Genomic DNA, 20,759 nt, shown 5'->3' on the forward strand with positions numbered 1-20,759 from the left:
ATCTGGGCTTTCCGGGTAAGACCACCGGTCGCCGTTAATAGTCGACATGCCTGTCATTGATTCCGCAACTGAGGAATAGACCTCAACAATCGTAGGAAAACTCAATTAGCCGGTGCAGAGTACCAGTCTTTACCCGTAAGATTCATGCCGGTCATGCTTCTAAATGGAATCTGAAGGGTTCCAGGATGGCCGCTCACGTCAAGTTTGCTGACTCTTCCAGGACACAAGATGAACCGTAACGACCTGCGTCGTGTCGACCTTAACCTCTTGATCGTATTCGAAACCTTGATGCATGAGCGCAGTGTGACCCGCGCTGCCGAGAAACTCTTCCTCGGCCAGCCGGCCATCAGCGCGGCCTTGTCGCGCCTGCGTGGGCTGTTCGATGACCCGCTGTTTGTACGCACCGGCCGCAGCATGGAACCCTCGGCCCGCGCCGTGGAAATCTTCGCCCTGCTCTCCCCGGCTCTGGACTCGATCTCCACCGCCGTCAGCCGCGCCGCCGAGTTCGACCCGGCCACCAGCACCGCCGTATTCCGCATCGGCCTGTCCGACGACGTCGAGTTCGCCCTGCTGCCCCAACTGCTCAAGCGCCTGCGCGCCGAAGCCCCCGGCATCGTGCTGGTGGTGCGCCGCGTCAACTACATCCTGATGCCGGGCCTGTTGGCCTCCGGCGAAATCTCCATCGGCGTCAGCTACACCGCCGACCTGCCGGCCAACGCCAAACGCAAAGTCCTGCGCCGCAGCCTGCCCAAACTGCTGCGCGCCGACAGCGTGCCAGGCTCCCTGAGCCTGGACGACTTCTGCGCCCGCCCGCACGCGCTGGTGTCGTTTGCCGGCGACTTGAGTGGTTTTATTGACGAAGAACTGGAGAAACTCGACCGCAAACGCCACGTGGTGTTGGCGGTGCCGCAATTCAATGGATTGGGGACGTTGTTGGCGGGCACCGATATTCTGGCGACTGTGCCGGACTACGCGGCTGAGGCGCTGACGTCGGCAGGTGGGTTGCGGGCGGAAGATCCGCCGTTGCCGGTGCGCTCGTTTGAACTGCACATGGCGTGGCGTGGGTCGCAGGATAACGATCCGGGGGAACGGTGGTTGCGGTCGCGGATTCAGATGTTTTTTGGCGCCCCTGAGAGTCTTTAGATGTCTTAGAATAGACCGTTTATCTGATTACTTCTGCATTTCCACAAGCCATGGAGCTCCATTCTCTTCCAGTGGATTGCTACAGTGGGGGCACATCTGAGGGCACGCTTTGGATGGTTTGAAAAGGATGCCCCCAACCTGAGACTTAACAGCACACGGATCACGATTTCTCCCTAGTAAATACAGCTGATAACACTCAACTCTACGCTGACAATTACAGGCCACTGATTGATTTAATTTCTACTCAGACCGCCGAGTTGCTCGCGGTACCCTCGTTGCTAGCAGGGCAAGGCGAACGTGTATCTATTGTTTGATCAAGTCGCCTGGCTTCCAGCTCTGATCAAAGAAGGCCTGCTTTGGCCCATAGAGCCGCACGATCACCAGAAAGCCTTTCTCCGGTACGGTCTTGATCCAGTTCTTGCCTTCACCTGGCGATTTCGGCCCGAAGTAGATGTCAGTGGAGCCGTCGCTGTTCTGCGCCGGTTTATCCATCTGATTGAGGGACGGGAACGGCTGGCCATTGTCCAGACCTGACGCAGTCAGGTTGTCGTAAGCGGTGACCGACCAGAACAACGCCGCCGGGACATTGGCCGGAAGATTGAGCTTGTAGGTCTGGGCGCCATCCAGAAATTTGCCCTCGGCGTCGCGGGTAGTAGCAGGATACTTGGCGCCGGCACCGATCATGTTCATAACCATGCCAGGGCTGTCCGAATAGGCTGAGGTGAAGAACGCCACTCGCTGCTCAAGATTGGTGAAGCTACCGCTGGCTTGGAACTCGGTGTTCTCCCCGGCGAAAGTGTTCACGTACTGGCGATCCTTGTAGTACAGACCGCCCGGCTCTTTGTACAACAAGTGGCTGGTCACCACCTTGCTCATCTTAAACGCGGTTCGCGCGGCGTCATCCAGCAGCTTGCGTCGTTCGGCATCCGGGGCGAAGGGTTTGCCCTTCTCGATGCCCAGGGTGTGCAGGAACCCGCGCATGTCCATGTCCGCCGGGTCGACGGCTTCGGCGTCGATGAAGCGCGAGAGCATGTCGAAGTAACGACCGTCCTCGGGGAACAACATGTTGATCGGTGCGCCGGTGGCGTCGGGGAATTGCATAGGCAGGGCCGAATCCTTCTTGCCCAGCGGATAGATCTTCGTGCGCTCGACCTCGGCCACCGGCACACTGAGGTCTTTCGGGTCCTTGAAGAAGGTGCGCCAGAACAGGAACACGTTGTTGGTGCGCGAACGGTAGACGAATCCCTCGGTCGGTTCCGGCCCCTTGTAATCAGGCGGGAGCAGCACATAGGTACCGCCCTTGCCCTTGTCGGGGCCGGCAAGGCCGACGTCACCGCGCCAGATTTTGCCATCGATAGTTGGTCCGACAATCGGACGCTGGAAGAAATCATCGAACATCCCCTGCACACCGGGCGGTGCTTCGACCACCAGCGGGCCGTACTTTGCCAGATCCAGATAGCTCATGGCGTAGACCAAATCGGAGTTCGGTGTCGTCACCAGCGTCTTGGCATTGATTCGCTTTTTCCAGGTCGGCAAGATGTTGTAGCCCGCGCCAAACTGCTTCTCCGACGCTTCCTTCATCGACCAAATGTTGATCGCCGGCAAGGCCCACAGATACGACTGCACAGCACGCTGAAACACCAGTTCATCGATCAGGCTGCGTGCAGTCGCTTCGGTCGGGAAGCCCTTTTCAAAAGGTTGATTGGCGAGCTCTTCATAGCGCGACGCAGCGTCGGCCAGGCCGCTTAGAGAAAGGCTTACGGCCAAGGCCGTGAGTGTGGTGCGCAAACGGTTCATGGGCTGTCCTTATGAACGCAGTTGGGAAATCGGTTCAGTTGACCTTGACCACCGCCGGCGGAGTCCACTGGCCATTCATCGCGGCCGCTTCCGGCCAGTAGGCGCGAACGTAGAGCGAGAAATCAGCGCCCTTCGGCGCTGGGAGCCAGTTGCTTTCCTTGTCCGCACCCGGTGAATCGCTCTGCACGTAGAGCGTCAGCGAGCCATCGGTATTGGTCTTGAGCGACTTGTTCTTGGTACCGAGGGAATAGCGCCCCAACGAGTTTTCGGCGAAGAAATGCTGCTGGTTGTACAGCGTCAGCGACCAAAAACCCTTAACCGGCGGCAGCGCGCCTTTGGAGAAGGTCACGCTGTAGCGCTGGGCACCATTGAGCCGCATGCCGGACTCGTCCAGATCTTGATAGAAGTACTTGGTCTCGATCTGCTTGTTGACGAAGATGTTCGAGCGGGCAACCGCCGTGCGCAGGAAGTAATCGGTGCCAAACGCCGCGCCGTTGCTGATGGTGCTCCAGTGGTGCGGCAACTGCTGGCCGTAATTGCGGAACTGCAGCAGCGGCTTGACCACTTCGCTGTCGGCCTTTTGCGCTTCGTCGATCATGGCTTTTTTCAGCTCGGGATCGCGCTGAGCGATTTGTGCCAGTACCGACAATTGCGCATAGCGCGCCTCTTCTCCCGGCAGCGGTTTGGCGTCCTTGAGAATCGCTGGCAGCTCATCGAAGAACTTTTCCGGGAGCACCCAACGCGTTTCCTCGTCACCCGACGCCTCAGCGGGGAATTTCGGCGACTGGCTCCAATCACGCTGCTTGAGTTTGCCGTCGTATTTGGACAGCGGGTACATGTCGATCCCCGACAGATAGCGCTGGATAGCTTTGCGATCTTCGGCTGTATCGTCCTGGAACACCCGCGGAATCACGAAACCGGTATTGGTCTTTGCACGAAACACCTGGGTGATGCCTTCCGGTACTTTGCCGTTCCAGTCCGGCCCCACCAGCAGATAGAAACCAGGCTTGGTGCCGTACATCTTCCCCAGTTCGGCAAAGCTGTCGGAGCGAAGGTCTACTAGTTGGTACACCCAGAAGCGGTCGCCGAAGTCCGGTACCTGAATCACCACCGGTTCGATATCCAGCGCAATGCTGCCCGCACCGTAAACCACATCCTGGTTCGGACAGGCCACCAGCCGCTCCCCAGGGGAAATGTAATCGGTAAGCATCGACAGATGATTGATCGGCGCTACGGGTACGATGCCACCCATCAGGCCTGGCTCTGGGAGATCGTTGAACTTCTGCCGACGATTGAAGATGTTGGCCATCGGCCAACCCCAAAAATACGCCTCTCGCGCCATCATCCGAACGTAAGTCTCCGTCACCTTCACATCGGCTTCCGGGCCTGAAACTTGCGCCACCGGAGAGGTCTCTGCCTGCACGGCCATTGCGCCGAGCAATGCTACAGTCGCGAGCAGGCCGCTAACGAATAAAGGCGTATTGTTCATACCGAAGCTTCCTTGCATTGGCGTTTTTCGGGGAGAGAATCTTGTGAGGCAGACTGATCGTTAGAAAAACTAGCAGAGGAAACTGGATCATCCAGAAAAAGGCATGAAAAATTACAATTATATTTCCCTTCCTGATAACTGTTTCTTAGTAGGAATTAAGTTTTGAAGGCTATTTTTTTGCGTCCTGAATGGCAGCAACTGGCCGAAAGCGGTCGTCCGTGAGCGGCAGCTATCGGCCAATAGCGGACATCCGCGATCTACAGCTTACGACCCAAAGCTGCCAGTTAGCTGCGGCTGTAACGCACCCTGGAACAGGTCGCCTCTGAAGCAAGAGACCTTTTCCAGCTGATTGAGACTTCTGTGGGTTAATATTTTTGCGTGACGTAGTCTCTAATGCCGTATTGAACGACAACTAGCTTATCCTTATCCAGTTTAATAGGATTTATTGTCCCCATTGGCTCCCGGCACTTGAATGAAAATCTCCCTTGATTATCGCAGCTTCCGACTATCGATCTTGAAAAAAGATCCTCAAGAACTTCTTTTGGCACAACATCCTTGCAGTAGCTCTCAATAATTTCTAGCGCGTCATTGTATTTCGTTTTGGCTTTCGCTATTTGCGAAATAGCACCAAAAATATTTTCAACCTGCGTGCTAGAGTAGAAAGATGATAATTCGTTTCTAACTTCCTTTGCTAGTTCCCTGGCATAGCTAACGCTTAAAGCATTGATATCATATTTGGAGAGCGGATATTTGAAGCTACCACTTTCCAACGGCTTAAAAAATAGCAATAAGTCGCGGGGGCGAAACAATGTTTTATTGACCACATACTTGAAACTAGACCGTTCGCCGCTCATTGCACCCACGAGAGATGTCCAAGGATCTTCCGCGCTGAACGATTTACCAGCTTTGCCGAACGCGAGAGCAATACGCTTATTAATGAATTTTTTTAAGCTAAGTTGCTCTTCCAGATCGGCGCCCGAATAATCTTCATGATACCAGTTTATTTTTATTGAATAAGATGCCAAAATTTTAGCTGTGTCGGCGTAGCGATTAGAGATATAGGATTCAATATCATCACGAAGCAGTATGATCGCCTTTGCTTTGATTCCATTTGCACCAAAAACTGTATTATTAACTCTCCGGCATGCCCTAATCAAACTGACCAGTGAGTCGGATGATTCTCTGCTAGAGGCATTGAACCAAACATCTAAGTCGTCAAAAAAAATTGAATATGAATTATTGTTCGATCGTTCAACTTCTGAGCTGAGAGCGGAAATAATAACCTCCTCTAGATGAGGAAGTAACTTATCAAAGCTTGCCCGCTCTGATTTTATTTCTAAGTTCCTATCCATCTTCAATCGAAAGAATCTTTTAAACTGCTCTATGCTTACATCAAATCCGTGCTTCTCGACAAGTCCTTTTATTTCAAAGTCTTTAATATTTATGTATCCGGAATTCTTTTTTAGAAATTGTCTCAATAGCTCATAGCTTTTATCTTCCTTAATTGCTTCATTATGGGAAAATAGCTTAAGGACATTTGTATAAATCAGCCACAAAAAGAAACTTTCACTGTCAATTTGACTATCTTTTGTCGTGATATTTTGAATTGCTTTTTCTATTTGAAATTCGCTTGCCCGTACGAATTGACTGAATAAATTAGGCATCGACTTGGCTTTCGCGCTTATAAACTCTGCGAAGGCACTTTTGCCTGAGCCTTTTCGTCCTATAATAATGAATTGCTCAGTTGTTAGCGCGGGGCTTAGACCATGGTAATCTTCATAGACATCAAGAATAGACACGCGAGACTGAGATGTAGACTCTGCCTCCGCCTCCGGCGCCCCCAAGAAAACTGGTACAGTACGCTCAGAACTAAATAAACCACCAAAAACCATAAAAAATACCTTTTATTTTTGAGGCGTTAGAATTCTTCTTTAAGTTGAGCTACAGCACAGCATGGTCCAAATCACTCTAGCGTCCACCTTTTGTTACTTCTGACTGTCTTTTAAGTTGCGCTAATCTGTCATCCAGTGGCTTGGTATCAGTTTTTTTCCATTACGCCACACGTCCACTTCATGAACGTTAACAATCCCGTCATAGATATCCATTCCGGCATGGTCAAGCACAATACACTGCCACTTTCCTCCCATTGCCTCGACAGAATCAGATAGCGTTTTGAAGATCCCCCTAACTGCATCAACATCCTCGTCAAGGTAGCTGTGCTCTTGGTCGTTTGATTCCTGCTTGGAGCGACTAATTTTAGGAAAATAGACTTGGCTAGGCTGATCAAATACTGCGAAGGAGGGAACACATGACTCATTCAACTCGCTCAGGAACTCATGAAGCGCGCATATGAACGCAACGTGGAAAGATAACCAGTTTGAAGCGCTCCCTACCTCTGACAAGAAGTGCCAGTCATTATCGTTGCTAAGCACCTTCAGGCTCAGATCTTTGATTGAGAACTTAGGAGGTCTTTTTTTGTATTTGCTTTCGACATCTAAAGACTGAAGGCGAGCGAGAGTTTTTAGTTCGATTTGGCCAAGCGCCGTCTCAGTTTTCCTTTCGGAAGAACCTGGGGTAAATTTGAGTTTGAGAGCTGCCTCTTCTTCCTCTAAAGCTTCGATTTCCTTGCCTGTTTCATTTTTGTTGAAGAGATTTTCAAAAGTAGTTAGGGACGCTCTGAGGTATCCTAAGAACAGAAACATATTTTTTCTTCTGGCAAAGTGTGACGAAAGCTCTTTGCTTTTAGATATTCTAAAATCCAGCCTGCCAGCGATTGCTGAACGCTTCTCCAATGCTATGTCAAGTTGACGTTTTAAGAGTTCCTCCTCACGAACAAATGTAGTAGGTATCGTCTTTGTTTTCTTGGACTCAAGTTCAGCTTTTTCAAAAGCCGTAGCGATTTTACCCATCTCAACTGTTGAGTTAATATGGCCACGCTCTCCGCATACTGGGCATGAAGCGTCCTTGGACGAGATATCTTTCAGCCATTGTGAAATGTGAAGGCGCTCCGCCCTCTTTCTGGTGCTTAGACCGTAGGATGTTAAACTCTCCTTTAGACGAGAAAGATCTCGCAGTCGCCTTTTCACTAAGCTAATTTCATCACTAATTTCATCTTCCTGCTTTTCCAGTGCAGTAATGATTTCATTAGCCTGCTCAATCGATTTGGTAGTTGTGTGAGGATGCTCTAGGTCTGTATCAATAATTATTTTGGCAATCTGAATTAGAACTTCTGGGTCAGTGGTTTTGGCGGTACCTTCTGGTACCAGACCATACTGCCGAGCAACCTCGACCTGGCCGACCATATTATCTAGCCATGCTTGCGATACTTTTTTCGCCCGTTCGTCTTCACGCTTGAGCTGTGCCAACTTTGCTTGAACAACGGCAAGTCGGTGGCGTGCTGTCAAAGTCTCTAAATTCTCAGCCCCTAGGATGTAAGGAAACCAATTTTTAAGCCGCTCTCTATATTCGAATCCGTGCATCTTGTAGAAAAGAATATTCTGGCTAGCAACAACATCCTGACTTTGAAAGGTCAAGGTGGTAACATCTCTGAAACTAAGTCTCTCTTGAAACGGACGATTATCGTCTGGTGCGTATAGTCGTAAATATGGCGTGCCAGCAACTGTATTTAATATCAGTTTCACACCATCAATGGACTCGTTACCTTCAATTACCAAATTCGGTATAGTAACAGTTGCTGCGCGCGCTACATAAAACTCACGCGACGCCTCCTTGCCCACCGGACCGCGCCGGGCTAATAAAAGCTGTTCCTCATCAGACTCTACGACAATACCATACCAAGCTGAATGGTCTCGAATTGTATCAATGGGAATTTGGCATTCAGAGGATGCCAAGCAGTAATCAATTATTGGTATAATCGCAGACTTGCCTGTTCGCGAGGCACCAGTTATGACATTCACCTTGCCCTTTTCAAACTTAATGACTTGAGGACTATGTACGGGGTTTTTAGGCCAAACTATTAGTTGCAGGATCTGAAAATTCATTACAGCGTCACTCGCAAGTAATTAGCGATAGCCAATGTGTCATGAGCTGAAAACCAGTTTCCCAGTAGGCGAGCCTTCGCGCCGTAGCTTTTGACAGTTGCTTTCAAATTTTTTCCATGGCTTGGCTTTTTGCGAAGATTTACGGGGTAGATTATGGCCGTCTCGGGATCCCATACAAGCAATCCAGCATTGATAGCAGTATCTATAGCTTCCAACGTGTGATGCTTACGCTGGTTTATTCTGTCCTGTAAAGATAACAACTGGTCAGTCAGTCTGTTCTCTTCGATGCCTAGAGTGTAGGATTGTAGGCTGCTGCGCTTATTACTTACATACCTCACTAGCCTAGGGTTTGTTAACAAGGCAAGAGCGATAAAGTGAAGCAGCCCTATCGGGGAAGAATTTTCGGGGTGTGCTTCTTTATAACCTACTGTAAACTCCCAAAGCAAATAGGCGCTGAGCAATGGAGTATTCCACTCACGTACTTCTTCGGCTAACAAACTATGTGGGTCATTTTCCATTTTTCAATCTCGACTCCCAGTCTTCATGCCAGCCCAGTTTTGAACCATTAGCCAAGGCGTGGTACGTACCTGCCACAGTTGAGTCGGGCAGCTCACTATTTTTAATTTTTTCTTGTCGGACTTGACATTCATTATAAAGCAGCCTGCCCCGATCTTCTGGCGCAAGTGAATTATTTGTTATTCTTATCGTGCTTTTCGTGTTTTTCCAGAATCTATGCAGCTTGGATTCAAATTCGGCTGCTGAAACTTCGTCCAATAACTCGGATTCAATCCATCGGTCCCTATTGGTTTTTGCCTTCAAGAAATCAGTTACTGCTCCTAGCAAATCTTCATGATCGCACCCCACAAGTTCAGCTTGTAGAAGGTACATCGGGCGGATTGCGATTTGAAACGTGATCTGATCATCTGACAGCGGGGTTTCTAAGGTGAAGTCAATAAGCTCCAGCCGTCTTGCCTGTTCAAAACGTTCCAAGAAGGCGATGTGGAAATCTTCCCAGCTTATTTTAGCATTTTCTTTCTGGCTGATTTTTTTCACAACATCGCGTAAAATCCAACCCCCTAAGTGAGTAGCTAGATCTCTAATCGATTTTTCTGGTACATGGAGCTTCTTTAGCAGCGCTTCCACTTCGTCAAAACCATCTCCACTCCCGGTTTCCAACGTGAAGTTTTCAACGACTTTCTCAAGGGTTCGTCTGTTGTTATTTACGGCATTGTCGTAATACGTCCAAGCGACGTGCTTTTCATTAATATCGCTCATCTTCGTGATAGCGTCATCTACTGCCGCTTTGATTTCGTCATTTGAGTTGGCAGAATGGAATGCGTCAGCGATGCCTAGTCGTCCAGGCTTATTTCGGAACAAAATAAATTTGGTCTTTTCTATATCAAGCTCGCCAGCTTTAACGGCGTTGATCCAGTTCGAGAAAGTTTTCCAGAGGTCACTGGATTTATCCGTAACGGGATTGCTATTTATCGAAGACTTGTCTTCTTCGGCAGTTTTAGTACCGTCGCTATGGATGGTCGCAACATCCCCATGGACCTCAACGCAAACGACGCTTCCCGGTGTGCAAGTGAGAAGGTGGCAAAGGGCCCTTGGAAATTGGATTGTGAAGCCTAGTAGCTGGCCGGGGGCATTCTCGCTCACCTTGACTACCTCGTCGTCCCTATGATGGCATCTGGCTTTTATTCTGCGTCAGGATGAAGCGGTCGTCACGATTTATCTCGTGTGCATGTCAGAGCATCAATGCCACCGTCAACGGGATAGCCATTCCCTGAAATATTAGACGATGCAAACGAGCACTCCGCGCCTCATAGCAAGCCAAGCAGAATGTTTAAAACACCGGTCATGGAATGGGAATAGATTTCATCGATAAACCGCAACTTTTGGCCGCAAGCTGGCCTGTCATGCGCCTTCGCTTATGGCCGTATGCATTCGCATGGGAACGTCCGCTTCTGGCTGACAGCGGTGGCTTGCCGATGTCCGCTTTTGGCCGTCTGCTGCCTGTCGCCACAGCACCTTATGGCCATTGCTGCCCCTCACTCTAAACCGTTTCATGCCCTTAACTCACGGGCGGCTCAGGACACCCGCCTCCCCCCACTGCTACGCTTTCGATTCCTTTATTGGAGTCGAAACAATGGCCACAGAATACTCACTAGCTGATGTCCTTGAGCGCCTTTACCAAAACCAACTCACCTTAGAGGCGGCCATAATGGAGCTGACCTTGAGAGCTGAATGCCAGGGTGCGACAGACATCGGCGAAAATGTCCGCGGCGCGCTACAAATGATCGGGGAGAACGCCGGACACATTAAGCAAGGCCTGGCCAAACTGAAGGCCCAAGGTCCACACTAATCAAGTTGCCGACGACATCCGAGGGACTGTTTTTTTCTCTACTTTAAGTGCGTGCCGTCGGATCAGCACGCGGTTCGACGCAAAGAATGCCCCGTATGACGCAGTACGTCAGATTAAAATCCCAACGAATGTGCTCGCAAGCAAAATGGCATAATATGCCAACGGCAGGAAGAAGCTGTTTACCGAAAGCTGGAGCTCATTATGGCAACTAGAAACGTTGTGCTCACCCCTCACCAGGAACAGGTTATCCATGACCTGGTGCAGTCCGGTCGTTATCAGAATGCCAGCGAAGTGATGCGAGAAGGTTTGCGGCTATTGGAACAGCGCGTCGCCGAAGACACCGCCAAAATTGAGGCCCTGCGTCAGGCGACCTCTATCGGCATCATGGACCTTGAGCAAGGGCGCTTTACTCAGTTGAACGAAGGGGATCTGGAGCACTACCTCGAGGGTTTGAGCCTGGAGGCAACCCTCCCCGCGCGCGAGAAACACTGAGCATGCCGCAGTATCGGATTTCCAACGCGGCGCGCGCCGACATTGTCGACATCCTCAGGCTCTCCCAGACGCAATTCGGCGATCAAGCACGCCAGCGGTATCAGGCGCTAATCCTCGCGGCGCTGCAAGCGATCGCCGACACGCCTTATCGCATTGGCAGCTACGAACGCGATGAGCTGGCACCGGGCCTTCGCAGCTATCACCTCATTTATTCACGCCAGCAAGCCAAACAGCCCCATGGGGCGGTCAAAAGCCCACGCCATATCGTGTTTTATCGTGTAGCAAATAGCGAGGTGATCGAGGTCGTCCGACTCCTTCATGACGCCATGGACGTGCAGTTGCACTTGCCTGATGACTGATCAGCGATCCAAGACACAGACATGACTGGCCAAGAACAAAGAAGGTGAGACGCTCCCTCTAGCCCCCCCCACTCTGCCAGCCAACTTATTTCAGGACAGGTGCTGAAAGATAGCCCGGGCAACTTCAATAAGGATATCGACTCATCGAACCACCAAGGATTTGCCGGATTCGGATTGGTCATCCGGTATACGGGGGGGCACTGAATGCCTGCCATGGCCACCGAGGTCCGCGTCAGAAATCGCAAATCGCGATCGCTTGTACACTCAGCGCAACTGGGGGCATGACTGGGGGCATAAATCGATTTTTTCAAGCTGAAAGTACTGTCCTAGAGCCTAGTCAAAATGTTTTTTGGCGACCCTGAAAGTCTTTAGGTGTCGTCGGGCAGGCTGTTCGGCTGATCATTTCTGCCTTTCCACAAACCATGGAGCTCCATTCACTTCCAGTGGATTGCTACATTGGGGGCACATCTGAGGGCATGCTTTGGATGGTTTGAAAAGGATGCCCCCAACATAAGGTTCGACAGCCCCTTCTCGGAAAAGTCATACGCTACTGCTCGCAACCACCATCGCACGAACTGTTTTGATCAGTAGCAATAGAGTGTAGGCTCTACTCTACTAGTCTCGATGTCTGTTCTAAATCGATTGTCGTAAGCAGTGATGGCAGCTTTGGGTCGACATGAGTCAGTCGCCGTAGATGGCAGTCTAGCGATGCCGTTCAGTCGGCACAGGCAATGAGCGCGGAAATAATCCAGAGCTAAGTTAGAGCTGCTTCCAGAGCATACTGATCCACGATGTCGCCAGACTCGAAAATTCCTGTCTCTACGATTTTTTCTAGAGCATTTTCGATGTCCTGAAAACCCAATCTGACATTTTTACACACTCTGGCCCGTTAGCGACCGTACCGAGTGACATTTGCACACGATCAAAGCGGAATACTTTGGGCCATAACCCATTGAAACTACTTGTTATAGTCATGGAATTGAAACAGTCAACTGTAACAAGTCCATGAGTTCGAATCCCACCGCCTCATCCGTATTTGATACGACAAAGCCATGATTATTCAGGGCTTTGTCGTTTGTGAGGTACGCGATTGTAATCGCGGATTTCGTAAATCCTTTCCGCATGATTTGTTCGGTTTCCGCAACCAGAACTAACAACCGTGTCTACAGGATCGCTCGGTTGATCTTAATTGGAGGGTCGAATTTAACCGATTGGCATATCACGCCATAGACCTGACGGAACGAATACGATGCCGCTGATTAAAAGTCTGGCGGTGCGCATCAACCCGCAGCCCGCTATTTTCCCATCCTTTAACCGTACTTCAACAGTAAACTCGCCCGTCGGGTGTTCGATCGACAAGCGCTTCATATCACCTTCCTCCACAACTGCCATGCCCTCCGCAACACTGCCTTCAATTAGGCTGGCAGCAGCTACACTGACGGCGCCAAACACACCAATGCTGGTGTGGCATCGATGGGGAATGAAACTGCGTGTGCTGATGGCCCCACCTATTTGCGGTGGTGCAATCAAGCACATCTTCGGCACGTTGCGCTGGCTCACATCTCCCAGGTTCATACGTCGCCCCGCTTGCAGTCGAATGGACTCCAGACGCTGTTTCAGTGAAGCATTGACGTCGAGTTGCGCAGGACTCTCATAGCCACTGCAACCAAGCTCTTGCGCGTTGATCAGCACTACGGGCATGCCGTTATCGATGCAGGTCACTTCAACGCCGTCGATCACGTCCCGGGCGCTGCCGGTCGGCAACAGGGCGCCGCAACTGGCGCCAGCGATATCCTTGAATTCGACAATCAATGGTGCGGCCTGTCCTGGCACGCCGTCGATACGCGCGTCGCCGTCATAGCGCACCTCACCATCAGAGGTTGGTACATGGGCGATGGCGATCTGTCCGGTGTTTTCCATGTAGATCCGCACTGGGGTGACGTCGGCTATCGCCGCCACCAACCCGCGCTCGATGGCGAACGGGCCGACACCGGCGAGGATGTTTCCGCAGTTCTGACCGTAATCGATGCGCGGCTCATCCACCAGCACCTGGGCGAAAAGGTAATCGACATCTGCACCCGCGCGGCTTGACGGTCTGATGATCGCCACTTTGCTGGTCAGTGAATCACCACCGCCAATGCCGTCGATCTGCCGCGCATCCGGCGAGCCCATCACCGCCAGCAACACGCGGTCTCGCAGCGCAGGCTCTTGCGGTAAATCGTCGGCCAGAAAGTAAGCGCCTTTCGACGTACCGCCGCGCATCAACAGACAGGGAATGCGGGTCTGCGCCATGCTCAGTCTCCCAGCTCTTCAAGATTGTCGACGTAACGCAAACCCTTTTCCGCCAAGCGCGCGCGCATGTTGTAGATGTCCAGACCCAGTTCGCCCTTGGCCAAGCGCAAGGCCTTCTGTTCCTCCAGGTCGGCCCGGGCGCGACTGGCTTCGACGACTTGCTGCACCTCGGTACGTCGCACGATCACAACACCATCGTCATCCGCAACCACCACATCACCCGGGTGCACCAGTTGCCCGCCGCACACCAGCGGCAGGTTGACCGAGCCCAGGGTTTCTTTGATTGTGCCTTGGGGGCTGATGGCGCGGGACCAGACCGGGAAGCCCATTTCGCGCAGGGTGTGGGTGTCGCGCACGCCCGCATCAATTACCAGCGCCCGAACGCCGTGAGCCTTGAGCGAGGTGGCCAAAAGGTCGCCGAAGTAGCCGTCTGTGCAAGGTGAACTCGGCGCAACCACCAGAATATCACCGGGCCGGCATTGTTCGACGGCCACATGGAACATCCAGTTGTCGCCCGGAGCGACGAGTACCGTGATGGCTGAACCACTGATTACCGAGCCTTGTTGAATTGGTCTGATCGAAGCCGCGAACAGTCCTTTGCGGCCTTGTGCTTCATGAATAGTCGCCACCCCGAAGCGATTCAACTCATCGACCTGCGCCGCTTCGGCCCGCTGAATATTGCGCACGACAACGCCAGTCTTGCCGATATGTTCGCTCATCCCAGATTCTCCGTGACACGCGGGAAAATACTCTGATAACCCTCGCCATAGACGATGTTGCGGGTTGAGGTGATCCCGACATTACGTTTGGCTTGCACACCGCGCTGCAGGGCAACGCGCGTGTAGTACTCCCACAAATGTTCCTGACCGGCCATGCACTGGATGGCCGCGTACTTCTTGTCCCAGACCTCCGTGATGTCGAGCAATACATCGGGGCGCCATTCGCATTGCTCGGGCTGGTGCGGCTCGAAACTGTAGACCGGCGGTGCGCCGACGATTTTCTCACCCGGTTTATAGCCTTCGGCCTGGGCGATGATGCGCGCCTCCTGCGTCAGGTTCATGGCCAGCGGGTGATCGTAGTTGTACGGGTCCTTGAGCGAGTGACTGAGGACGAACTCCGGTTGCACCCGGCGGAACACATCGGCAAGGCGGAACAAGGTTTCCTTGTCGGCGCGCATCGGGTAATCGCCGATATCGAAGAACTCGACACTGGCCCCGAGAATATCGGCGGCGGCCTGAGCCTCTTCGCGACGTGCGGCTTTGACCTTGTCTTCACTCATCTCGCCCTTGCGCCACAGCTTGGCGGATTCGCCGCGCTCACCGAACGACAGGCAGACAATGTGAACGTGGTAACCCTGCTGGGCATGCAGAGCGATGGCGCCACCGGCACGCCAGACAAAATCGGCTGAGTGGGCGCTGACGACCAGCGCGTTTTTGGTTGAATCGATCATTGCGGATTCTCCTTTAGCGTTGCGAAAGAGCATCGCATCGCACCCCGCCGACGGAGTAATGCGTTCGAGTGTTCGAGGTATGCGTTTTTTTTATTGCCACTCGAAAATATCGGCGGCATAGTCGTCGAATTCGCCGACCCGCAGAGCCCTTGTCCATGGAAAACCTTGAACTGCCGAGCCTGATGCACGTGCGCGCCTTCGTCCGCGTGGCTGATCACGGCAGCGTCTCCAAGGCTTCAGTCGCGCTGTACCGGGCGCAATCGGTGGTCACCCGCTCCATTTCCGAATTCGAAGAACGGCTGGGCGTAATGCTGTTCGAGCGCCATGCCAACGGTATGCGTCTGACCAATTTCGGAGAGCGTTTGCTGCCCCGAGCGCGACGGGTGCTGGCGGAGCTTGGGAGCGTGCCTACATTGCTCGGCCTAGGCGAAAAAGCCGCGATTGAACCGCTTTATCTGTTCCAGGCGCGACGCCTGCAAGTGTTCATCAAACTCTGTGAAACCCACCATATGCAGACCGTGGCCAGTCTGCTGGGCCTGAGCCAACCGGCCGTCAGTTCGACGCTGAAAGTGCTGGAAAACGGCTGCGGCCAATCGCTGTTCGAGCGCACGCCACGCGGCTTGCAGCCGACCCGCGCCAGTCATGACATCCTGTTTGCAATCCGCCGTGCGCTGAACGAGTTGCGCCATATCGACACCGACATCACCGCCCTTCGCGGCGCCTTGCACGGTGTTGTGCTCGTCGGTGCCCTGCCCCTCGGCCGCACGCGCATTCTGCCCGAGGCCATCGTGCGCCTGATGGCAGAGCATCCCGGCATTCAAGTGATCACCAATGAAAGTCCCTTCGACCTGCTGGCGACCGAGTTGCGTGCCGGCGATGTGGATTTCATTTTGGGTGCGCTGCGTTCATCGACCTATGCCAGCGACCTGGTCGGCGAGTCACTGCTGACGGAAGAAATGGTCGTGCTTGCGCGGCGTGATCATCCGCTCTGCGGCAACGGCGATTTGCAGAATCATCTGGGCAACGCGCGCTGGGTATTGCCTCGTGCTGGCTCACCGGCGCGGACGATGCTCGAGGAATGCTTCGCCGGTTTCGGCATTCCGGCGCCTTCCCCGGTGGTGGAAAGCGCCGACATGGCGATCATTCGCGGTCTGTTGTTACGCTCGGACATGCTCGCGGCCGTTTCAGCGCATCAACTGGAACAGGAAATCACTAGCGGCGAGTTGTGCATTTTGCCGCTGGAGTTGAAACAGACCGCCAGAGCCATTGGTCTGACCTACCGCAGCGGCTGCCTGCACTCACCGGTGGCGCAGGCGTTGATGGAAATGATCCGCCAGGTGATCCAGGCACAGGCCGCTGAGGCGCTTAAAGCAGGTTCAACGGATAGCTGATGATCAAGCGATTCTCGTCGAACTCATTGCTGCTGTAATCGCGGCGAATGCTCGAGTTGCGCCAGCGCAGGTTGAGGTTCTTCAACGCACCGCTTTGCAGTGTGTAGCCCAACTCGGATTCGCGCCCCCATTCCTTACCGTCGGTGACGGCCCCGCTGTGCACGTCGTCGCCGCTGATGTAACGGTTCATCAGGGTCAGACCGGGCACGCCGAGTACGGCGAAATTGTAGTCATGGCGTAGTTGCCAGGATTTCTCCCGCGCATTGTCGTAGCTGTTGTTGTAGCTGTCGTTGGCCAAGGTTCCGCCGCTGGTGCCGTTGACTCTCATCCAGGCATCATCGCCGCTGAGCTTTTGCAAACCGACGTAAAACGTGTTGCCGCCGTAGCGTGCCGACAGCAATGCCGAGAACGTGCGGTTGTCCAGATCGCCTGCGCGGGCACTGCCATCCTCGCGACCCCAGAAGTAGCCAAGATTGGCGCCCAGCGTCCAGTCACCCAGTGGTTGGCTATGAACCAGTTGCAGATACTGTTGCTGATAGATGTCCTTTAGCTGAGCATTCCACACGCCGATCATCGTGCGCTTTTCGTTGAACGCGTATTCGCCGCCGACGAAGTTGAAACGGTCAGAGGCAAACGCGGTTTTGCCCTGCATGAACATGTTTTCCATGCTTGAATCGTTGCGCGGACTGTTCTGCCGGAACTGACCGCCATACAAGGTCAACCCGGCGATATCCTGTGAAGTGACCTGACCGCCACGAAAGGTTTGTGGCAATGAGCGACCGTCGTCGGAACGCAATATCGGCAACACTGGCATCCACTCGCCGAGCTTGATTTCGGTCTTGCCGATTTTCATTTTCCCGGCGACAGCCAGGCGCCCAAATTGATCGGCAGGTCGGCCATCACTGTCCAGCGGCAGCAATTGCGTGCCTCCCGTGCCTTGCCCGCCGTCAAGCTTCAGCGAATACAGGCCCAGCACATCCACACCAAATCCGACTGCACCTTGGGTGAATCCAGAGCGGAAATCGAGAATGAAATTCTGCGTCCATTCCTCGGCTTTGCCCTGCGCATTGGCCGGGTTGGTGAAGTTGCGATTGATGTAGAAGTTGCGCAGGTTGAGATTGGCCCTGGCGTCTTCCACAAAGCCTGCAGCGCTCGCCTCGACAGGCAGAGCACAAACGGCGGACAGCGTGAAGACTACGCGTGTATTGGCGGTGATTTTCATTGTTATTGTTATCCATTTTTTTGGGATGAAGCAGTCCGCTACGCCCGCATGAGCCGGGCGCAGTGAAGTCATTCAAGGGTGTTGCGAAGCGGCCCGGAGCGAGCCGCCGATGACGCCGTGTCGTTAGCGTGGGGCCTTGCCCGCTACCGAATAGAGCACCTGCTGATTACGGGTTTTCATGAATTCCTCGAGGCTTTGTCCGCGCATTGCCGCGTATATCTGCAGATTCGGCACCCCGACCACGGCAGCGAGTTTTTCCAGCACGAAAAAAATCGCCCCGTAGTAAATCAATCCGCGCCAGTCGCGGCGTCGCAGCAGATCCCGCTCTTCATCGCTCAGCCCTGCTTGATCGAACAGCGCTTCGGGTTGGTCGAGGAAACGCTGACGCCAGTGCGGCTCGATCATGCGATGCAAAAACTTGTTCAACCGATAGCCCTTGGCGCTGCGTTCCAGGGTGAACGGATAGGTGCCTGCGAGCCTCTCGATACCCGCCAACTGATGCTGCATGTGCAGCAAGTGCCGCGCGTTGACGTCGACGGGAACGGGCCGATCCTGATTTTCCAGCAGCAGTGTGGCAATGCCGGTCATCGACGGCAGGTAGTAATCCTGGTGCAGGTTTTTCACCGTGGCCGACAGCGCGCCGCGCATGATCAGCCAGGTGATCACTTCCGAACCTTCCATGCCCCCCAGCGCGGCGTACTCGGCGTGGGTCATTTCGGTCAGCCGCTCGGGATCATTGACCAACAGATCAATGAACTGCTGGTCCCACTCCGGGTTGTTGAAACCACAGCGCTCGCCGTGCACCTGGTGGGAAACACCGCCGGTCGCGACGATGGCCACTTTCAGATCCTCGGGGTAGCTTTCAATCGCCCGGCGCAGCGCCTGACCCAACTTGTAGCAACGCCGCGCACTCGGCACCGGGAACTGCAACACGCCAACCTGCAGCGGCACGATCTCCACCGGCCAGTCCGGCTCGCACGGCAACAGCGCCGACATCGGCGAGAAGAAGCCATGGTCGAGCGGTTTGTCGCGGAAGAAACTCATGTCGAATTCATCCGCCACCAGGCTCTCGCCGATGTGCCGCGACAGCGCCGCATGACCAGCGATCCCAGGTAACTCACGTGGATTGCCGCCCTCATCGGCGACTTCGTAGCGATCATCGACACCGAGGGAAAAGGCACCATAGTGATCAAAGAAAAACGACGTCACGTGGTCATTGAAGATATAGAAAAGCACATCCGGTTGCTGCTCCTTCAGCCACACCTTGATCGGCTCAAAGCCACGGAAGATCGGCGCCCAGGCGGCCTCATGCTGCTTATCGTGATCGACTGCAAAGCCGATGGTCGGGGTGTGAGATACAGCGAGGCCACCAATGATGCGTGCCATAACGAGTTCCTTTATTGAAAAGATTAATGCGCCAGCAAGGCCCGACTGACTCGGCGCCGTGCATGACCGTTGGCCAGGATCGCAAGTGCAGCGATAAAGGCAGGCACGCTCAACAGGGCAAACAGCAGCGGCAACCCCAACCCGAGGCTGAGCACCGCGCCACCGATGAGCGAACCAAAGATAGCCCCGAAGCGGCCGATACCCAGCATCCAGCTGACGCCCGTGGCGCGGCAGTCCGTCGAGTAGTAACCGGGTGCGAAAGCATTGAGGCCGGTTTGCGCGCCGCTCATACAGAAACCTGCCGCCACCACGCCGAATGCCAGCAGGCCCGATTCAAGGCTGAAGGCGCCCAGCAGCAGAATGAAAGCGCCACCCAGAGCGTAAGACGTGGCAATCACCGCGTTCGGATTTCGCCGGTCCATCGCCCACCCAACTACGATGGCGCCGACAGTGCCGCCAATCTGGAACAGTCCGGTGATGGTCGCGGCCCGTTCGATGGACAGCCCACCTTCACGCAGCAGGGTCGGCATCCAGCCCATGGTTAGGTAGATCACCAGCAACCCCATGAAGTAAGTTGCCCACAAGGCGAGAGTGCCGAAACGATAGTGATCGGTGAAGAGCAAGCGCAGCGGTGCTTTTTGCTGAGTTTGCGGTTCGGCAATGACGAATTTCGTCGCTGCGCTGAACGTGCCCCCCAGCTTGTTCAGCACCTTGGCAATCTGGCTGGCGGGCGCGTTGCGTGCGGCGAGAAAACGCGCCGACTCAGGCAGCAACAGCCACATCAAGGGCAGCAGCAACATCGGCAGAATCCCGCCGGCGAGCAACACCGACTGCCAGCCGTGATGGGGAATCAACCACGCAGCGAGAAATCCGCCCAACCCCGACCCCATATTGAATCCGGTGAACATGATCGTGATGAACAGTGACCGATTGCGTTCCGGCAAATACTCGGAAAGCAGTGTGGTGGTGTTTGGCAATGCTGCGCCCAGCGCCACACCGGTCAGCAGACGCAAGGCAGCCAGCTCGTAGGGATTACGTGCAAAGGCGCATGCAAGGCTTAGCACGCTGAAGCCAGTCACCGCCGTCAGTAGTACTTTTTTGCGGCCGATTCGGTCGGCGTAAGGGCCAGCGGTCAGCGCACCGATCGCCAGCCCAATCATGCCCGCGCTCATCACCGGGCCAAACGCCGCTTTCGAAAGCCCCCACTCTTGAATCAGCGAGGGGGCAATAAACCCCATCACCGCGACGTCGAAGCCATCGAAAAGCACTATGAAAAAACATAAACCCATAATCAGCCACTGGTACGGCACCAGTTTTCGGTTGTCAATCCACGCTTTGATATCCACCGTTTCACTACTCATGCTCTCACCTT

The 20,759-nt window shown here is 53.8% G+C and carries 17 protein-coding genes; 5 read left to right on the forward strand and 12 right to left on the reverse strand.

The window, feature by feature from the left end; genetic code table 11:
* Positions 1–228: 228 nt before the first annotated feature.
* Complete coding sequence (locus AC07OV_RS11030) at positions 229–1,143, forward strand: LysR family transcriptional regulator (protein WP_122685129.1); 915 nt, start codon at positions 229–231, stop codon at positions 1,141–1,143.
* 303 nt (positions 1,144–1,446) lie between these two features.
* Here the strand turns inward: AC07OV_RS11030 and AC07OV_RS11035 are convergent, their stop codons facing one another.
* From AC07OV_RS11035 to AC07OV_RS11060, 6 genes are all read right to left on the reverse strand, one after another.
* Positions 1,447–2,940 carry a DUF1254 domain-containing protein gene (locus AC07OV_RS11035; RefSeq protein ID WP_495092232.1) on the reverse strand — a complete coding sequence of 498 codons (1,494 nt, stop codon included), beginning with the start codon at positions 2,938–2,940 and terminating at the stop codon, positions 1,447–1,449.
* Between the two features lie 34 nt (positions 2,941–2,974).
* Positions 2,975–4,429 (reverse strand): DUF1254 domain-containing protein, encoded by a 1,455-nt coding sequence (locus tag AC07OV_RS11040; protein WP_495092233.1) that lies wholly within the window; start codon positions 4,427–4,429, stop codon positions 2,975–2,977.
* 365 nt (positions 4,430–4,794) lie between these two features.
* A complete protein-coding gene (locus AC07OV_RS11045; protein ID WP_495092234.1) occupies positions 4,795–6,321 on the reverse strand; it encodes a P-loop ATPase, Sll1717 family in 1,527 nt (508 codons plus the stop codon).
* Between the two features lie 120 nt (positions 6,322–6,441).
* Positions 6,442–8,430, reverse strand: a complete 1,989-nt coding sequence (locus tag AC07OV_RS11050; protein WP_495092235.1) for a DUF3732 domain-containing protein — start codon at positions 8,428–8,430, stop codon at positions 6,442–6,444.
* A complete protein-coding gene (locus AC07OV_RS11055) occupies positions 8,430–8,948 on the reverse strand; it encodes a three component ABC system middle component (RefSeq protein ID WP_495092236.1) in 519 nt (172 codons plus the stop codon). Before AC07OV_RS11055 ends, AC07OV_RS11050 begins: the two co-directional genes overlap by 1 nt.
* Positions 8,938–10,089, reverse strand: a complete 1,152-nt coding sequence (locus tag AC07OV_RS11060) for an ABC-three component system protein (RefSeq protein ID WP_495092237.1) — start codon at positions 10,087–10,089, stop codon at positions 8,938–8,940. Before AC07OV_RS11060 ends, AC07OV_RS11055 begins: the two co-directional genes overlap by 11 nt.
* A 490-nt stretch (positions 10,090–10,579) precedes the next feature.
* Here AC07OV_RS11060 and AC07OV_RS11065 point away from each other — a divergent pair, with 490 nt between their 5' ends.
* From AC07OV_RS11065 to AC07OV_RS11075, 3 genes are all read left to right on the forward strand, one after another.
* Positions 10,580–10,795: a hypothetical protein gene (locus tag AC07OV_RS11065; protein ID WP_494998606.1), complete on the forward strand. Its 216-nt coding sequence runs from the start codon at positions 10,580–10,582 to the stop codon at positions 10,793–10,795.
* A 201-nt stretch (positions 10,796–10,996) separates the two neighbouring features.
* A complete protein-coding gene (locus AC07OV_RS11070) occupies positions 10,997–11,287 on the forward strand; it encodes a type II toxin-antitoxin system ParD family antitoxin (RefSeq protein WP_494998607.1) in 291 nt (96 codons plus the stop codon).
* Between the two features lie 2 nt (positions 11,288–11,289).
* Positions 11,290–11,646 carry a type II toxin-antitoxin system RelE/ParE family toxin gene (locus AC07OV_RS11075; protein WP_494998608.1) on the forward strand — a complete coding sequence of 119 codons (357 nt, stop codon included), beginning with the start codon at positions 11,290–11,292 and terminating at the stop codon, positions 11,644–11,646.
* Between the two features lie 1,203 nt (positions 11,647–12,849).
* Here the strand turns inward: AC07OV_RS11075 and AC07OV_RS11080 are convergent.
* The 3 genes from AC07OV_RS11080 to galB are packed head-to-tail and all read right to left on the reverse strand — an operon-like array spanning position 12,850 to position 15,388.
* Complete coding sequence (locus AC07OV_RS11080; protein WP_101270055.1) at positions 12,850–13,938, reverse strand: 4-oxalomesaconate tautomerase; 1,089 nt, start codon at positions 13,936–13,938, stop codon at positions 12,850–12,852.
* 2 nt (positions 13,939–13,940) lie between these two features.
* On the reverse strand, positions 13,941–14,657 hold the full coding sequence (locus AC07OV_RS11085) for a 4-carboxy-4-hydroxy-2-oxoadipate aldolase/oxaloacetate decarboxylase (RefSeq protein WP_495092238.1): 717 nt from the start codon (positions 14,655–14,657) through the stop codon (positions 13,941–13,943).
* Entirely contained in the window at positions 14,654–15,388 is a 735-nt protein-coding gene (gene galB / locus AC07OV_RS11090) for a 4-oxalmesaconate hydratase (RefSeq protein WP_041064224.1), read from the reverse strand. The genes AC07OV_RS11085 and galB overlap by 4 nt, the downstream gene beginning before the upstream one ends.
* Positions 15,389–15,543: 155 nt before the next feature.
* Between galB and AC07OV_RS11095 the strand changes: the two genes are divergently transcribed.
* On the forward strand, positions 15,544–16,779 hold the full coding sequence (locus tag AC07OV_RS11095; RefSeq protein WP_495092239.1) for a LysR family transcriptional regulator: 1,236 nt from the start codon (positions 15,544–15,546) through the stop codon (positions 16,777–16,779).
* On the opposite strand, the gene AC07OV_RS11100 is transcribed toward AC07OV_RS11095, so the two are convergent.
* The 3 genes from AC07OV_RS11100 to AC07OV_RS11110 all read right to left on the reverse strand — a co-directional run bounded on the left by AC07OV_RS11100 (position 16,754) and on the right by AC07OV_RS11110 (position 20,748).
* Positions 16,754–18,001 carry an OprD family porin gene (locus AC07OV_RS11100; protein WP_101270053.1) on the reverse strand — a complete coding sequence of 416 codons (1,248 nt, stop codon included), beginning with the start codon at positions 17,999–18,001 and terminating at the stop codon, positions 16,754–16,756. The two genes, AC07OV_RS11095 and AC07OV_RS11100, sit on opposite strands and share 26 nt — an antisense overlap.
* Before the next feature lie 123 nt (positions 18,002–18,124).
* Positions 18,125–19,387, reverse strand: a complete 1,263-nt coding sequence (locus AC07OV_RS11105) for a gallate dioxygenase (protein ID WP_101270051.1) — start codon at positions 19,385–19,387, stop codon at positions 18,125–18,127.
* 23 nt (positions 19,388–19,410) lie between these two features.
* On the reverse strand, positions 19,411–20,748 hold the full coding sequence (locus AC07OV_RS11110) for an MFS transporter (protein ID WP_101270049.1): 1,338 nt from the start codon (positions 20,746–20,748) through the stop codon (positions 19,411–19,413).
* Positions 20,749–20,759: the final 11 nt, after the last annotated feature.

It is taken from the genome of Pseudomonas sp. GW821-FHT09A09, from assembly GCF_059418405.1.

Coding starts and splice junctions, on each gene's coding strand:
- AC07OV_RS11030 (WP_122685129.1), top strand. CDS start 229: ATGAACCGTAACGACCTGCGTCGTGTCGACCTTAACCTCTTGATCGTA.
- AC07OV_RS11035 (WP_495092232.1), bottom strand. CDS start 2,940: ATGAACCGTTTGCGCACCACACTCACGGCCTTGGCCGTAAGCCTTTCT.
- AC07OV_RS11040 (WP_495092233.1), bottom strand. CDS start 4,429: ATGAACAATACGCCTTTATTCGTTAGCGGCCTGCTCGCGACTGTAGCA.
- AC07OV_RS11045 (WP_495092234.1), bottom strand. CDS start 6,321: ATGGTTTTTGGTGGTTTATTTAGTTCTGAGCGTACTGTACCAGTTTTC.
- AC07OV_RS11050 (WP_495092235.1), bottom strand. CDS start 8,430: ATGAATTTTCAGATCCTGCAACTAATAGTTTGGCCTAAAAACCCCGTA.
- AC07OV_RS11055 (WP_495092236.1), bottom strand. CDS start 8,948: ATGGAAAATGACCCACATAGTTTGTTAGCCGAAGAAGTACGTGAGTGG.
- AC07OV_RS11065 (WP_494998606.1), top strand. CDS start 10,580: ATGGCCACAGAATACTCACTAGCTGATGTCCTTGAGCGCCTTTACCAA.
- AC07OV_RS11070 (WP_494998607.1), top strand. CDS start 10,997: ATGGCAACTAGAAACGTTGTGCTCACCCCTCACCAGGAACAGGTTATC.
- AC07OV_RS11075 (WP_494998608.1), top strand. CDS start 11,290: ATGCCGCAGTATCGGATTTCCAACGCGGCGCGCGCCGACATTGTCGAC.
- AC07OV_RS11080 (WP_101270055.1), bottom strand. CDS start 13,938: ATGGCGCAGACCCGCATTCCCTGTCTGTTGATGCGCGGCGGTACGTCG.
- AC07OV_RS11085 (WP_495092238.1), bottom strand. CDS start 14,657: ATGAGCGAACATATCGGCAAGACTGGCGTTGTCGTGCGCAATATTCAG.
- galB (WP_041064224.1), bottom strand. CDS start 15,388: ATGATCGATTCAACCAAAAACGCGCTGGTCGTCAGCGCCCACTCAGCC.
- AC07OV_RS11095 (WP_495092239.1), top strand. CDS start 15,544: ATGGAAAACCTTGAACTGCCGAGCCTGATGCACGTGCGCGCCTTCGTC.
- AC07OV_RS11100 (WP_101270053.1), bottom strand. CDS start 18,001: ATGAAAATCACCGCCAATACACGCGTAGTCTTCACGCTGTCCGCCGTT.
- AC07OV_RS11105 (WP_101270051.1), bottom strand. CDS start 19,387: ATGGCACGCATCATTGGTGGCCTCGCTGTATCTCACACCCCGACCATC.
- AC07OV_RS11110 (WP_101270049.1), bottom strand. CDS start 20,748: ATGAGTAGTGAAACGGTGGATATCAAAGCGTGGATTGACAACCGAAAA.